Source organism: Ramlibacter montanisoli (assembly GCF_013087525.1).
In the GTDB taxonomy this organism is placed as follows: domain Bacteria; phylum Pseudomonadota; class Gammaproteobacteria; order Burkholderiales; family Burkholderiaceae_C; genus Ramlibacter; species Ramlibacter montanisoli.
Genome location: NZ_JABFCS010000001.1, coordinates 304,989 through 318,852 on the forward strand (window position 1 = coordinate 304,989; position 13,864 = coordinate 318,852).

Genomic DNA, 13,864 nt, shown 5'->3' on the forward strand with positions numbered 1-13,864 from the left:
CTAGGTGAGGAAACGCGTCACCGCTTCGATCACCACCTTCGGCTGGTCCTTGTGCGGAGAATGCCCGCACTGCGGAATCTCCAGCAACTGCGCCTGCGGCACCCGCCGGGCGATGCCGCGGATCTGCTCCAGCGTGCCGTATTCGTCGTCCACCCCTGGATCGCCAGCAGCGGACAGCGGATCGCGCGAATCTCCTCCTCGATGGACCAGTCGCGGAAGGCGGCGTCCAGCCAGACCTCGTTCCAGCCCCAGAAGGCCGAATCGGGATCCTCGTGGTAGCGGCCCAGGCGCTGTTTCAGGTCCGTCTCGAGATACACCCGCCGCGCTTCGCGGATGCTGGAGACCGAAATGTCCTCCACCAGGATGTGCGGCGCGAGCACGACCGCGCCGCGCAAGGCCTCGGGGAAGAAGGAGGCGTACAGCAGTGCGATCGAGCCGCCATCGCTGTGCCCGAACAGCCAGGGCCGCTCGATGCCCAGCGCGCGCAGCAGCGCGGGCAGCACCTCGCGCGCCTGCCGGTGCATGAAATCGGGAGCCCACTTCTCGCCCGCCGGCCGCGGCGTGGAGCGGCCGTAGCCCGGGCGCGAATACACCAGGCCGCGCACGCCCGCCGCGTCGCACAGGCGCGCCGGGAAGTCGCGCCACATCGCGACCGAGCCCAGGCCCTCGTGCAGGAAGACCAGCACGGGCGCGTCCTCGGCGGCGCGGCCGGTCCATTCGTATTCGATGCGCAGGGGGCACTGTCGACGGTCAGGGAAGCGAATGCCATGGACAGCCAATATAGTGCAGGCCAGGAGAACGCCATGAGCCCCACCACCGCCGCGCGCCCGGAAGGCGCCGAGGAAATGCCCCAGGCCACCCGGCTGGACGACGTGCGCATCCGCGAGGTGCGCCCGCTGATCTCGCCGGCGCTGCTGCAGTACGAGCTGCCGGCCGACGATGCCGTGCAGGCCTTCGTCGAGCGCAGCCGCAACGAAGTGGCCGCCGTCGTGCACGGCACCGACCCGCGCCTGCTGGCCGTGGTCGGGCCGTGCTCGATCCACGACCACGAGCAGGCACTCGAATACGCTCGACGGCTGCGGGCGCTGGCCGACGAACTGCGCGAGGACCTGCTGCTGGTGATGCGCGTCTACTTCGAGAAGCCGCGCACCACGGTCGGCTGGAAGGGCTTCATCAACGACCCGCGGCTGGATGGCAGCTTCCGCATCAACGAGGGCCTGCGCCTGGCGCGCCAGCTGCTGCTGGAGGTCGCGCAGCTCGGGCTGCCCGCGGGCACCGAGTTCCTCGACCTGCTCAGTCCCCAGTACATCTCGGACCTGATCAGCTGGGGCGCGATCGGCGCCCGCACCACCGAGAGCCCGAGCCACCGCCAGCTCGCCTCCGGCCTGAGCTGCCCGATCGGCTTCAAGAACGGCACCGACGGCAGCGTGCAGATGGCGGCCGACGCGCTGATCGCCTGCCGCGCGCCGCACGCCTTCATGGGCATGACCAAGATGGGCCAGGCGGCGGTGTTCGAGACCACCGGCAACGAGGACTGCCACATCATCCTGCGCGGCGGCTCGCGCGGGCCGAACTACGGCGCCGCGGAGATCGAGTCGGCCTGCGCGCTCCTGCGCAAGAGCGGCGTGAGCGAGCGCGTCATGGTCGACTGCTCGCACGCCAATTCCGCCAAGGACTGGCGCCGGCAGGTGGAGGTCGCGCGCGATCTCGCGCGGCAGGTCGCGGCGGGGGACAGCCGCATCATGGGCACCATGATCGAGAGCCACCTGGAGGCGGGGCGGCAGGACCTCAAGCCCGGCGTGCCGCTGGCGCGCGGCGTGTCCATCACCGATGGATGCATCGGCTGGGGGCAGACGGAGGAGGTGTTGCGGGAGCTGGCGGGGGCGGTGCGAATTCGCAGGGGCTCGTAGGCTGGCGGTGCGAGCGCAGCGGCACCCCAGCGATACGCGAAGCGCTGGGGTTCGCCTCGCTCACCACCAGCCTACTTCACCAGCCAGTCCAGCGCATCCATCAGCTGCGTGAACACCCGCAGCTCCATGCCCTGCGACCGCGCCGCCGCCTCGCTCACCCGCGTGAGCTTGTCGGGCGGCACCAGCGAAGCCACCTTCTCCAGGTGCGAAAGATGCCGGTACGCCATCAGCCCGATGGCATGGTGCTGCTCGGGGCCGAAGGTGCCGACCACGTCGACCAGGTTGATCAGCAGGCGCCGCGTGCCCGTCTCGCGGGTGCGCTGCGCGATCTCCAGCAGGGCGGGCTCCGCGTCTTCCAGGAAGGCCAGGGCGGTGACTTCCACCACCGAGAACGAGGGGCCGTGGGTGAAATGCAGGGATGCGGTCACCGGCGGGAGTATGCCCGCTCCGCTCACATGTTGCGCCGGTATTGGCCCCCGACCTCGAACAATGCGTTGGTGATCTGCCCCAGCGAGCACACGCGCACGGCGTCCATCAGCACTTCGAATACGTTCCGGTTATCGATCACGGCCTGCTGCAGGCGCTTGAGCATGGCCGGCGCCTTGTCGGCATTGCGGGCATGGAAGTCGCGCAGGCGCTTGAGCTGGCCCTGCTTTTCCTCGTCGGTGGATCGGGCGAGCTCCAGCTTCTCCAGCACCGTGTCGCCGTGCGGATTGCGGAAGGTGTTGACGCCGACGATGGGCAGCTCGCCGGTGTGCTTCTGCATCTCGTAGTGCATGCTCTCGTCCTGGATGCGGCCGCGCTGGTAGCCGGTCTCCATCGCGCCCAGCACGCCGCCGCGCTCGGCGATGCGCTCGAACTCCGCCAGCACCGCTTCCTCCACCAGCTCGGTGAGCTCGTCGATGATGAAGGCGCCCTGGTTCGGGTTCTCGTTCTTGGCCAGCCCCCACTCGCGGTTGATGATCAGCTGGATCGCCATCGCGCGCCGCACGCTGTCCTCGGTCGGCGTGGTGATCGCCTCGTCGAAGGCGTTGGTGTGCAGCGAGTTGCAGTTGTCGTAGATCGCGATCAGCGCCTGCAGCGTGGTGCGGATGTCGTTGAACTGGATCTCCTGCGCGTGCAGGCTGCGGCCCGAGGTCTGGATGTGGTACTTGAGCTTCTGGCTGCGCTCGTTGGCGCCGTACTTGTCCTTCATCGCCACCGCCCAGATCCGGCGGGCGACCCGCCCCATCACCGTGTACTCCGGGTCCATGCCGTTGGAGAAGAAGAAGGACAGGTTGGGCGCGAAGTCGTCGATGTGCATCCCGCGCGCGAGGTAGGCCTCGACGAAGGTGAAGCCGTTCGACAGCGTGAAGGCCAGCTGCGAGATCGGGTTCGCGCCCGCCTCGGCGATGTGGTAGCCGGAGATGGACACCGAGTAGAAGTTGCGCACGTCGTGGTGCACGAAGTACTGCGCGATGTCGCCCATCACCTTGAGCGAGAACTCGGTGGAGAAGATGCAGGTGTTCTGGCCCTGGTCTTCCTTCAGGATGTCGGCCTGCACCGTGCCGCGCACGTTGGCCAGCACCCATTCGCGGATCTTGGCCGTCTCCGTCTCGGTCGGCTCGCGGCCGTTGTCGGCCTTGAACTTCTCGATGTTCTGGTCGATGGCGGTGTTCATGAACATCGCCAGGATGCTGGGCGCCGGGCCGTTGATGGTCATCGACACCGAGGTCGCCGGGTCGCACAGGTCGAAGCCGGAGTACAGCACCTTCATGTCGTCCAGCGTGGCGATCGACACGCCGGAGTTGCCCACCTTGCCGTAGATGTCCGGCCGCGGATCGGGGTCGTTGCCGTACAGCGTGACCGAGTCGAAGGCGGTGGACAGACGCTTGGCCGGCATGTTGGCCGACAGCAGCTTGAAGCGCTTGTTGGTGCGGAAGGCGTCGCCTTCGCCCGCGAACATGCGCGTGGGGTCCTCGTTCTCGCGCTTGAAGGCGAAGGTGCCGGCCGTGTAGGGGAAGCTGCCCGGCACGTTCTCCAGCATCAGCCACTTGAGGATCTCGCCGTGGTCCTCGTACTGGGGCAGGGCGACCTTGCGGATGGTGGTGCCGGAGAGCGACTTGTAGGTCAGGCTGGTGCGGATCTCCCGGTCGCGGATCTTCACCACGTACTCGTCGCCGGCGTAGGCCTTCTGCATGGCCGGCCACTGCGCCAGCAGCTTCTGCGCGGCGCCGTCCTGCTCCAGCTCGCGCTGCATGGCCAGGTCCTCGGCGGCTTCGGCCGCGCGCGCCTTGTCGGGCTTGCCGACGCGCAGCATGCGGCCGGCTGCGCGCAACTGCTGGATCTCGCGCGCCAGCGTCGCTTCCTTGCGCACGTCGGCCTTGTAGCCGCGCACGGTGTCGGCGATCTCGGCCAGGTAGCGCGTGCGCGCCGCCGGCACCACCGGGCTCTGGTTGGTGCTGTGGCGCACGTTCACTGCCGGCAGGCGGCCGTCCTTCAGCTTCAGGCCGAGCTCCGCCAGGCGGGGCTTGAGCGCCTGGTACAGCGCCGTGACGCCATCGTCGTTGAAGCGCGCGGCCATCGTGCCGAACACCGGCATGGTCTCCGGCGCGCGGTTGAAGGCACCGCGGTTGCGCTGCACCTGCTTGGCCACGTCGCGCAGCGCGTCGGCCGCGCCCTTGCGGTCGAACTTGTTGATCGCCACGAACTCCGCGAAGTCCAGCATGTCGATCTTTTCCAGCTGGCTGGCGGCGCCGAACTCCGGCGTCATCACGTACAGCGGCACGTCCACATGCGGCACGATCGCCGCGTCGCCCTGGCCGATGCCGCTGGTCTCCACGACCACCAGGTCGAAGCCGGCGGCCTTGCAGGCGGCGATGACGTCACCGAGCGCGGCCGAGATCTCGCTGCCGAAGTCGCGCGTGGCCAGCGAACGCATGAAGACGCGCGGACCCTGCCGCCAGGGGCCGATCGCGTTCATGCGGATGCGGTCGCCCAGCAGGGCGCCGCCGGTCTTGCGACGCGAAGGATCGATGGAGACGATGGCCACCCGCAGGCTGTCGTCCTGGTCCAGCCGCAGGCGGCGCACGAGTTCGTCGGTCAGCGAGGACTTGCCTGCGCCGCCGGTGCCGGTGATGCCCAGCACGGGAATGTGGCGCTGGTCGGCCGCCTTGCGGACCGCCTGCACCAGCGCCGGCTCGGCACTGCCGTTCTCCAGCGCGGTCACCAGCTGCGCCAGCGCCCGCCAGCTCGCCTCGTCCTGGCCCTGGATGGCGGCCAGCTCGCGCGGCGCGTGCGGCGACAGGTCCTGGTCGCAGCGCATCACCATCTCGCCGATCATCCCGGCCAGGCCCATGCGCTGCCCGTCCTCGGGGCTGTAGATGCGCGCCACGCCGTAGTCCTGCAGCTCCTTGATTTCCGCCGGCACGATCACGCCGCCGCCGCCGCCGAACACCTGGATGTGGGCGCCGCCGCGCTCGCGCAGCAGGTCCACCATGTACTTGAAGTACTCGACGTGCCCGCCCTGGTAGGAGCTGACGGCGATGCCCTGCACGTCTTCCTGCAGGGCGGCCGTGACGACGTCGTCGACGCTGCGGTTGTGCCCGAGGTGGATCACCTCGGCGCCCATGCCCTGCAGGATGCGGCGCATGATGTTGATGGCGGCGTCGTGCCCGTCGAACAGGCTGGCGGCGGTGACGAAGCGGACTTTGTTCGTGGGGCGATAGTTCGCCAGCGCCTTGAATTCGGCGGACAGGTCGGTCATTTGGGGCGGGTCTCCAGGAACCGGCAAGCCTAATTGACGTTTACGTCAACGTCAATGGCTGCCGCCAACGGAAAGGGCGCCCGGAGGCGCCCCTTGCCGTCGGCTGACGCGCCGCTTACCGCGAATACAGCATCTGCGGCAGCCACAGGCCGATGCCCGGGAACATGTAGAGCAGGATGATCGCGATCACCTGGATGCCCATGAAGGGCAGCATCCCCAGGAAGATCTGGTTGAGCGACACGTGCGGCGGACTCACCCCTTCAGGTAGAAGGCCGCCATCGCCACCGGCGGCGACAGGAAGGCCGTCTGCAGGTTCAGCGCCACCAGCAGGCCGAAGAACAGCGGGTCCACGCCGAAGTTGTCGAGCAGCGGGATGAAGATGGGCATGAAGATCACGATGATCTCGGTCCACTCCAGCGGCCAGCCCAGCACGAAGATGATCACCTGCGACAGCACCAGGAACTGCGTCTTCGACAGGTTCATCGACAGCACCCAGCGCTCCACCAGCTCCTGCCCGCCCAGCAGCGCGAAGGCCGCCGAGAAGATTGCGGAGCCGACGAACAGCCAGCAGACCATCGCCGAGGTCTTGGCGGTGAGGAACACGCTTTCCTTCACCACGTCCAGGGTGAGCTGGCGGTAGGCGATGGCCAGCAGGAAGCCGCCCAGCGCACCCACCGCCGCCGCCTCCGTGGGCGTCGCCAGCCCCAGCACGATCGAGCCCAGCACCGCCAGGATCAGGATCATCAGCGGGAAGAAGCTGGTCAGCAGCATCTTGAACACTTCCAGCCGGGTGAAGCTGAGGAAGGCGTAGAAGAGGGCGATCATCGCGCCGAACACGCCGAGCGTGACCCAGAAGCCGGTGCCCGCCGCCACGCGCTCGCCTGCGGGCTTGGCCGCCGTGCCGACGCCGGGAGGCTCCTGCACGCCGCCGGCCGCCCGGGGTTCCGGCACGCCCGCGGCGCCGGGCGGTTCCTTGACGCCTTCCGCGCCGGGAGGCTCCTGCACGCCGCCGGCAGACGGCGGCTCCGCGAGGCTGGCACCGGCGGCCGGGGCTCCGCCAGCCCGCCCGAGGCCGAATCGGCCGGCACCTTGAGCGCGCCGTCGGATGGTGGCTCCGCCAGGCTGCTCGACGCCGAGGTGCTCGCCGACGATTCGCCCATCTTCTGCAGCGTGTTCGCCTCTTCCGCGGGCGAGCCCGCGGTCGCCGCCTGGTAGCCCCACAGCCCGAGGAAGGCGAAGATCACCAGCGGCATGGCGACGATGCCCAGCTGCTTGAGGATGTAGGAGGTGGGGACGTCCTGGTTGGCGCGGCCCTTCAGCGCGCCCAGCATCGCCGGCAGCACGTGCGCGGAAGGGGAGGGCGCGAAGCGTTGCGTGAGCGGCGGCAGCGGCACGAAGCGGTCGGCGGCGGACAGCGGGGGCGCCATCTTCGGCTTGATCTTGGCCAGGATGATCACGTACAGGATGTACAGGCCCGCCAGCATGATCCCGGGGAAGAAGGCGCCGGCATAGAGTTGCACCACCGAGACGCCCGCCGTCGCGCCGTACACGATCAGCAGCACCGACGGCGGGATCAGGATGCCCAGGCAGCCGCCGGCGGTGATGGTGCCGGCCGACAGCTGCACGCTGTAGCCCGCGCGCAGCATCGCGGGCAGCGCCAGCAGGCCCATCAGGGTCACCACCGCGCCGACGATGCCGGTGGCGGTGGCGAACACCGCGCAGGTCACCAGCGTCGCCACGCCCAGGGCGCCCGGCACGCGCGCGAGCGCCAGGTGGATCGAGCGGAACAGCTTCTCGATCAGGTTCGCGCGCTCCACCAGGTAGCCCATGAAGACGAACAGCGGGATCGAGATGAGCACGTCGTTGCCCATCACCTTGTAGGCGGCCTGCACCATCAGGTCCAGCGTGCGGTGCCAGTCCCGGTCGTAGGCGAGCCAGGTGAAGATCATGCCCATGCCCATCAGCGTGAAGGCCGTGGGGAAGCCGAGCATGATCGCCACCACCACCAGCGACAGCATCAGCAGGCCGACGTGGCCGCGCTCGATCTGCTGCACGCTCACCAGCATGTAGAGGGCGGCGCTCACGATGATCGCCATCAGCGAGAAGCCGAACCAGAGTTCCTTGCGGATCTTCATCACAGGTTCCCCTTCTCGGCCGGCGGCATCGCCAGCGCGCCGCCCGGTTCCGCGGGGTTCACCACCGCGTCATCGGCGTGCACCATGGCCTTGAGCTTCTCGACGTCCACTTCCTCGACGTCCTGTTCGCGCGAGGGCCACTCGCCGTCGCGGAGGCAGATGATGCAGCGCGCGATCTCGACGAATCCCTGCAGCAGCAGGATGCCGCCGGCGAAGGGGATGAAGAACTTGAAGGGGTACACGGGGATGGGGTCGGCGTTGAACGTGGTCTCGCGGATCGCGAGCGACTCGCCGAAGTAGCGCCAGCCGGCCCAGGTCAGCGCGAACACGCCCGGCAGGAAGAACAGGATGTAGAGGATCAGGTCCAGCGTCGCCTGCGTGCGCGGGCGGAAGAACCCGTACAGCACGTCGCCGCGCACATGGCCGTTCTTGGACAGGGTGTAGGCCCCCGCCATCATGAACAGGACGCCGTACAGCATGATCTGCGCGTCCAGCATCCATCCATGGGGCTTGCCCAGCACGTAGCGGGAGAAGACCTCCCACGAAATCAGCACCGTCAGCCCGACGATGGCCCAGGCGAACAACTGCCCCAGCCAGGTCGACAGGCGATCCACCGCCAATAGCACTTTCTGCATCGTTATCCTTTATGCCTCATTTCCCCTCCGGGCCAAAAAAGGGCGGCTGTGCAGCCGCCCCTTGCATCCGGCCCCGGGCTTCAGGCCTTCTTGGGAGCCGCCCCCTTGGCGAAGTAGCGGTTCCAGGCCATCTTGAAGTCGACCATGTAGTCGTTCTGCCACTGGCCCGCGCGCTGCGCGAAGGCCTTCTGCGAGTCCAGCACCTTCTTGAAGTGCGGGTTCTCGGCCTGCTTCTTGGCCGTCACCTTGTCCCACGCATCCAGCTGCGCGCGCAGGATGGCATCGGGCGTCTTGTAGAACTGCACCTTGTGCTGGCCCTTGAGCTCGATGTAGTCCTTGGAGTTGCGATCGATCGCCTTCCAGCTCATGTCGGCGCTGGAGGCCTGCACGGCGTAGTCGATGATGGCCTTGAGGTCCGGAGCCAGCGCGTTGTACTTGGTCTTGTTGAACAGGATCTCGAACTGCTCGCCGGACTGGTGGAAGCTTTGCAGCATGCAGTTCTTCGCCACGTCGGGGAAGCCCAGCACGCGGTCGGACGAGGCGTTGTTGAATTCCGCCGCATCGAGCAGGCCGCGGTCCAGCGCAGGGACGATCTCGCCGCCGGGCAGCGGGTTCACCGCGGCGCCCAGCTCGTTGAAGATGTCCACCGAGAGGCCCACGGTGCGGAACTTCAGGCCCTTCAGTTGCGCGACGTTGGAGATCGGCTTCTTGAACCAGCCCAGGGGCTGCGTGGGCATCGGGCCGTACAGGTACGACACCACGTCCATGTTGATCGCCTTGTAGATCTCGTCCAGCAGCGCCTTGCCGCCGCCGTAGTTGTGCCAGGCCAGCACCATGTTCGGGTCCATGCCGTAGGCCGGGCCCGAGCCCCACAGGGCCAGCGCGGAGTTCTTGCCGTAGTGGTAGGCCACCACGCCGTGGCCGCCATCGAGCGTGCCCTTGTTCACCGCTTCCAGCAGCTGGAAGGCCGGGACCACCGCGCCGGAGGGCAGCACCTCGATCTTCAGGCGGTTGCCCGCCATGTCGTTGACCTTCTTGGCGAAGTCCTGCGCGTACTCGTGGAAGATGTCCTTCGCCGGCCAGGTGCTCTGGAAGCGGAACGACGTGGTCTGCGCCACGGCGACCATCGGGGCCGACATGGCGGCGCCGGCAACGGCTGCTCCCTTGAGCAAGCTGCGGCGGCGGGGGTCTTCGGATCGGACATCGTGGTCTCCTGTTGCGTTGGAATCGTTAGCAAGCTATCTTTGATTCCACCCTCTGAAGGTAGTAATAGGGTTTTCACCGAGCGGCCCCGTCCGGGAGCCGCTATTTGCTGACGAATAGCTGTCGCACTCATTTCGGGAAAGCGACAGGCCAGGAGACATAAACGATGGACAGGCGTCATTTCTTCCATGGATCGGCCGCGGCTGCGGCTGCCGGGCTCGCGGGCTGCGCGGCCACCGGTTCCACCGCGGGCGGCTCGCGCATGCCCTTCACGCTGGCGGGCGCCAGCGTGCCGGTGGTGGGTTCGGACATGGTGTTCCCCGTGCGGCGGATCTACTGCATCGGGCGCAACTACCGCGCCCATGCCATCGAGATGGGGTCCAACCCCGACCGTGAGCCGCCGTTCTTCTTCCAGAAGCCCACGGACGCGATCCAGAACGTGGTGCCGGGCGTGGTCGCCGACCATCCCTACCCCTCTCTGACGAAGAACTACCACTACGAGGTGGAACTGGTGGCCGCGATCGGCCGCGGCGGCCGCAACATCCCGGTGGCGAGCGCGCTCGACCACGTGTGGGGCTACACGCTGGGCCTGGACATGACGCGCCGCGACCTGCAGCGCGCCATGGGCGACCAGAAGAAGCCCTGGGAGATCGGCAAGAGCTTCGACCACTCGGCGGTGATCGGCCCGATGCACCGCGTCGAGCAGACCGGCCACTTCCGGGAAGGTTCGATCTGGCTGAAGGTGAACGGCCAGACCAAGCAGAACGCCAACCTGAACCAGATGATCTGGTCGGTGGCCGAGCAGATCAGCAACCTGTCGCAGGCCAACGAGCTCTTCCCCGGAGACATCATCTACTCGGGCACGCCCGAGAATGTCGGCCCGGTGGTGAAGGGCGACGTGATCGAGATCCACATCGACAAGCTGCCGAACCTCAGCGTCAGGATCGTCTGAGGACCGGGAGGCGCCACGCTGGCAAAATCGCCGGCATGAGCGCCTCCGCCCCTTCCCCCGACCGCGACCAGCCCCGGCCTGCCCAGGGCTACGCGGGCGACGTCACGCCCGAACTGGCGCACCGCTGGTGGCAGTCCGGCGAGGCCGTGCTGGTGGACATCCGCACCGACGCCGAGCGCGACTGGGTGGGCTTCATCCCCGGCGCCGCGGCGCTGGAGTGGAAGCACTGGCCTGGAATGCAGGTCGACGCGGACTTCGGCGACAAGCTGCGCGCGATCGTGCCGCCCGGCAAGAAGGCGGTGCTCCTGTGCCGCAGCGGCATCCGTTCCATCGCGGCGGCCAAGCGCGCCACCGAGGTCGGCATCGAGGCATACAACATCCTCGAGGGCTTCGAGGGCGACCCCGACGAACAGGGCCACCGCGGCGGCAAGGGCGGCTGGCGCATGCGCGGGCTGCCCTGGCGGCAGACCTGAAGCGCTTTTCCATTTCTTTCGACAAGGGCTATCCATGGCAGTCAACCTGAGCGCCCCGGGCGCGGACTCGCTGCACCCCGTCCCCGGCGTGCGCATCGGCGTGGCGGAAGCGGGCGTGCGCAAGGCCAAGCGCAAGGACCTCACCGTCTTCCTGCTCGACGAGGGCGCTGCGGTCGGCGGCGTGTTCACGCAGAACCGCTTCTGCGCGGCGCCGGTGCAGGTCTGCCGCGAGCATCTCGTGCGCGGGGACATCCGCGCGATGGTGATCAACACCGGCAACGCCAACGCGGGCACCGGCGAGGACGGCCTGGTGCGCGCACGCACCACCTGCGTGGCCGCCGCGCGGCTGCTGAACCTCGCGCCGGAACAGGTGCTGCCGTTCTCCACCGGCGTGATCATGGAACCGCTGCCGGTGGACCGCATCCAGGCGGGCCTGCCGGCGGCGATCGCCGATGCCAAACCGGAGCACTGGCTCAAGGCGGCCGAAGGCATCATGACCACCGACACCCTGCCCAAGGCCTTCAGCCGGCAGGTGAAGATCGAGGGCGCCACGGTGACGATCACGGGCATCAGCAAGGGCGCCGGGATGATCCGCCCCAACATGGCGACCATGCTGGGCTTCCTGGCCACCGACGCGAAGGTGGACGCGAAGCTGCTGCCGGCGCTGGCCTTCGAACTGGCCGAAGGCTCCTTCAACCGCGTCACGGTGGACGGCGACACGTCCACCAACGATTCCTTCGTGGTGCTGGCCACGAACAAGGCGCAGCACGCGGCGATCGCTTCGCTGGACAGCGCTTCCGGCCGCGTGCTGAAGGACGCCATGCTGGAAGTCGCGCGCCTGCTGGCGCAGGCCATCGTGCGCGACGGCGAGGGCGCCACCAAGTTCATCACGGTGCGCGTGGAAGGCGGCAAGACCGCGGCGGAGTGCCGGCAGGTCGCCTACGCGATCGCGCATTCGCCGCTGGTGAAGACGGCCTTCTTCGCGAGCGACCCGAACCTGGGCCGCATCCTGGCCGCGGTCGGCTACGCCGGCATCGCCGACCTGGACCAGACGAAGATCGAGCTGCACCTGGACGACGTGCACGTCGCCACGCGCGGCGGCCGCAATCCGTCGTACCGCGAGGAAGACGGGCAGCGCGTGATGAAGCAGTCGGAGATCACGGTGCGCGTCGGGCTGGGCCGCGGCACCGCGGCCGACCAGGTGTGGACCTGCGACTTCAGCCACGACTACGTCACGATCAACGCCGACTACCGCTCATGAGCGCGAAACTGGAACAACTGATCGAGCGCGGCATGCAGCTGCTGACGCGCATCGAGGCCATCCTGCCGCAGCCGCTCACTGCACCGGACTGGAACGCCGGCATCGCCTGGCGCTACCGCAAGCGCTCCAGCGGCCACGGCACGCTGGAGCCGGTGAAGCACGTCGCGGACATCTCGCTCGACGACCTCAAGGAGATCGAGCCGCAGAAGGAGAAGATCCAGCGCAACACGCTGCAGTTCGTGCAGGGCCACCCGGCCAACAACGTGCTGCTCACCGGCGCGCGCGGCACCGGCAAGTCCTCTCTCATCAAGGCCTGCCTGAACGCGTATGCGAAGCAGGGCCTGCGCCTGATCGAGGTGGACAAGGCCGACCTGGTGGACCTGCCGGACATCATCGACGTGGTCGCGGGCCGGCCCGAGAAGTTCATGGTGTTCTGCGACGACCTGAGCTTCGAGGAGGGCGAGCCCGGCTACAAGGCGCTCAAGTCCATCCTCGACGGCTCGGTGGCCGCGTCCACGCCCAACGTGCTGATCTACGCGACCAGCAACCGCCGCCACCTGCTGCCCGAGTACATGAAGGAGAACCTCACGTACACGCACACCGAGGACGGCGAGGTGCATCCCGGCGAGGTGGTGGAGGAGAAGATCTCGCTGTCCGAGCGCTTCGGGCTGTGGGTGAGCTTCTATCCCTTCAGCCAGGAAGAGTACCTGCACATCACGGCCACCTGGCTGGAGCACTTCGGCGTCAAGCAGGATGCGATCGAGGCCGCGCGCCCGCAGGCGCTGGTGTGGGCGCTGGAGCGCGGCTCGCGCAGCGGCCGGGTGGCCTACCAGTTCGCGCGCGACTACGCGGGGCGGCACCACGCATGAAGGGCAAGGTGCTCGTCGCGGACGGCGAGCGTCCGCGCGAGGGCGGGCCGGACCGCAAGGAAGTGGAAGTCGCCGTCGGCGTGCTGATCCGCCCGGACGGGGCCTTCCTGCTCACGTCGCGGCCGCCGGGCAAGGTGTACGAGGGCTACTGGGAGTTCCCGGGCGGCAAGGTGGAGCCGGGCGAGACCGTCGAACAGGCGCTGCGCCGCGAGCTGCAGGAAGAGATCGGCCTGACCATCGGCCCCGTGCATCCGTGGCACGTCGAGCGCGTCGACTATCCGCATGCGCTCGTGCGGCTGAACTTCTGCAAGGTCTACGAATGGACCGGCGAGCTGCACATGCACGAGGGCCAGCAGTTCGCCTGGCAGCAGCTGCCGGTGGCGGTGCAGCCGGTGCTGCCGGGGACGGTGCCCGTGCTGCGGTGGTTCGCGGAGGAACGCGGGTTCACGCGGCCGACGCACTGACTGCTCACTGTTCCTTCGGATCCCCGAAGGGCACGTCGTCCGGCGGCGTCTCGTCCGGCACGCGGAAACTCTCGCTGGCCCAGGCGCCCAGGTCGATGCTGCGGCAGCGCTCGCTGCAGAAGGGCCGGTAGGGATTGCTGGGGGCGTACACGCTGTCGCCCTCGCAGGAGGGGCAGCGCACGATGCGGGGCTTGTCGGCGCGGTTCGCCATGCGGGA

General features: G+C 68.2%; 11 protein-coding genes and 2 pseudogenes. 6 read left to right on the forward strand and 7 right to left on the reverse strand.

All coding sequences use genetic code 11. The features are described from left to right. Positions 1 to 779, reverse strand: a pseudogene (locus HK415_RS01570) (alpha/beta fold hydrolase). A gap of 24 nt (positions 780 to 803) precedes the next feature. On the opposite strand from HK415_RS01570, the gene HK415_RS01575 reads away from it, so the two are divergent. After that, positions 804 to 1,910 (forward strand): 3-deoxy-7-phosphoheptulonate synthase, encoded by a 1,107-nt coding sequence (locus HK415_RS01575; RefSeq protein ID WP_309246540.1) that lies wholly within the window; start codon positions 804 to 806, stop codon positions 1,908 to 1,910. 71 nt (positions 1,911 to 1,981) lie between these two features. On the opposite strand, the gene HK415_RS24290 is transcribed toward HK415_RS01575, so the two are convergent. From HK415_RS24290 to HK415_RS01600, 5 genes and pseudogenes are all read right to left on the reverse strand, one after another. Then, positions 1,982 to 2,338: a SpoIIAA family protein gene (locus HK415_RS24290; protein ID WP_171556520.1), complete on the reverse strand. Its 357-nt coding sequence runs from the start codon at positions 2,336 to 2,338 to the stop codon at positions 1,982 to 1,984. Positions 2,339 to 2,361: 23 nt separating this feature from the next. Then, positions 2,362 to 5,655, reverse strand: a complete 3,294-nt coding sequence (icmF, locus tag HK415_RS01585; protein WP_171556521.1) for a fused isobutyryl-CoA mutase/GTPase IcmF — start codon at positions 5,653 to 5,655, stop codon at positions 2,362 to 2,364. 115 nt (positions 5,656 to 5,770) lie between these two features. After that, a pseudogene (locus HK415_RS01590) lies at positions 5,771 to 7,790 on the reverse strand (TRAP transporter large permease). Continuing rightward, positions 7,790 to 8,425, reverse strand: coding sequence for a TRAP transporter small permease subunit (locus HK415_RS01595; RefSeq protein WP_171556522.1), 636 nt, complete (start codon positions 8,423 to 8,425; stop codon positions 7,790 to 7,792). The pseudogene HK415_RS01590 and the gene HK415_RS01595 overlap by 1 nt, the downstream one beginning before the upstream one ends. Before the next feature lie 80 nt (positions 8,426 to 8,505). Continuing rightward, positions 8,506 to 9,564 carry a TRAP transporter substrate-binding protein gene (locus tag HK415_RS01600; RefSeq protein WP_171556523.1) on the reverse strand — a complete coding sequence of 353 codons (1,059 nt, stop codon included), beginning with the start codon at positions 9,562 to 9,564 and terminating at the stop codon, positions 8,506 to 8,508. A gap of 230 nt (positions 9,565 to 9,794) precedes the next feature. On the opposite strand from HK415_RS01600, the gene HK415_RS01605 reads away from it, so the two are divergent. Genes HK415_RS01605 through HK415_RS01625 form a run of 5 tightly spaced genes read left to right on the forward strand, consistent with a single transcriptional unit; the run spans position 9,795 to position 13,647 of the window. Beyond that, positions 9,795 to 10,580: a fumarylacetoacetate hydrolase family protein gene (locus tag HK415_RS01605; protein ID WP_171556524.1), complete on the forward strand. Its 786-nt coding sequence runs from the start codon at positions 9,795 to 9,797 to the stop codon at positions 10,578 to 10,580. Between the two features lie 35 nt (positions 10,581 to 10,615). After that, complete coding sequence (locus tag HK415_RS01610; RefSeq protein WP_171556525.1) at positions 10,616 to 11,053, forward strand: rhodanese-like domain-containing protein; 438 nt, start codon at positions 10,616 to 10,618, stop codon at positions 11,051 to 11,053. 34 nt (positions 11,054 to 11,087) lie between these two features. Next, on the forward strand, positions 11,088 to 12,314 hold the full coding sequence (gene argJ, locus HK415_RS01615) for a bifunctional glutamate N-acetyltransferase/amino-acid acetyltransferase ArgJ (RefSeq protein WP_171556526.1): 1,227 nt from the start codon (positions 11,088 to 11,090) through the stop codon (positions 12,312 to 12,314). Then, on the forward strand, positions 12,311 to 13,183 hold the full coding sequence (locus tag HK415_RS01620) for an ATP-binding protein (protein ID WP_171556527.1): 873 nt from the start codon (positions 12,311 to 12,313) through the stop codon (positions 13,181 to 13,183). The genes argJ and HK415_RS01620 overlap by 4 nt, the downstream gene beginning before the upstream one ends. Further along, positions 13,180 to 13,647, forward strand: a complete 468-nt coding sequence (locus tag HK415_RS01625; RefSeq protein WP_171556528.1) for an NUDIX domain-containing protein — start codon at positions 13,180 to 13,182, stop codon at positions 13,645 to 13,647. The genes HK415_RS01620 and HK415_RS01625 overlap by 4 nt, the downstream gene beginning before the upstream one ends. A gap of 4 nt (positions 13,648 to 13,651) precedes the next feature. Here the strand turns inward: HK415_RS01625 and HK415_RS01630 are convergent, their stop codons facing one another. Next, the gene (locus HK415_RS01630) at positions 13,652 to 13,858 is read right to left on the reverse strand and encodes a DNA gyrase inhibitor YacG (RefSeq protein ID WP_171556529.1); all 207 of its coding nucleotides are present in this window, start codon (positions 13,856 to 13,858) and stop codon (positions 13,652 to 13,654) included. Positions 13,859 to 13,864: the final 6 nt, after the last annotated feature.

Excerpts from the sequence above, each read along its gene's own strand:
- HK415_RS01575 (WP_309246540.1), top strand. The coding sequence starts at position 804 with ATGAGCCCCACCACCGCCGCGCGCCCGGAAGGCGCCGAGGAAATGCCC.
- icmF (WP_171556521.1), bottom strand. The coding sequence starts at position 5,655 with ATGACCGACCTGTCCGCCGAATTCAAGGCGCTGGCGAACTATCGCCCC.
- HK415_RS01595 (WP_171556522.1), bottom strand. The coding sequence starts at position 8,425 with ATGCAGAAAGTGCTATTGGCGGTGGATCGCCTGTCGACCTGGCTGGGG.
- HK415_RS01600 (WP_171556523.1), bottom strand. The coding sequence starts at position 9,564 with ATGTCGGCCCCGATGGTCGCCGTGGCGCAGACCACGTCGTTCCGCTTC.
- HK415_RS01605 (WP_171556524.1), top strand. The coding sequence starts at position 9,795 with ATGGACAGGCGTCATTTCTTCCATGGATCGGCCGCGGCTGCGGCTGCC.
- HK415_RS01610 (WP_171556525.1), top strand. The coding sequence starts at position 10,616 with ATGAGCGCCTCCGCCCCTTCCCCCGACCGCGACCAGCCCCGGCCTGCC.
- argJ (WP_171556526.1), top strand. The coding sequence starts at position 11,088 with ATGGCAGTCAACCTGAGCGCCCCGGGCGCGGACTCGCTGCACCCCGTC.
- HK415_RS01620 (WP_171556527.1), top strand. The coding sequence starts at position 12,311 with ATGAGCGCGAAACTGGAACAACTGATCGAGCGCGGCATGCAGCTGCTG.
- HK415_RS01625 (WP_171556528.1), top strand. The coding sequence starts at position 13,180 with ATGAAGGGCAAGGTGCTCGTCGCGGACGGCGAGCGTCCGCGCGAGGGC.
- HK415_RS01630 (WP_171556529.1), bottom strand. The coding sequence starts at position 13,858 with ATGGCGAACCGCGCCGACAAGCCCCGCATCGTGCGCTGCCCCTCCTGC.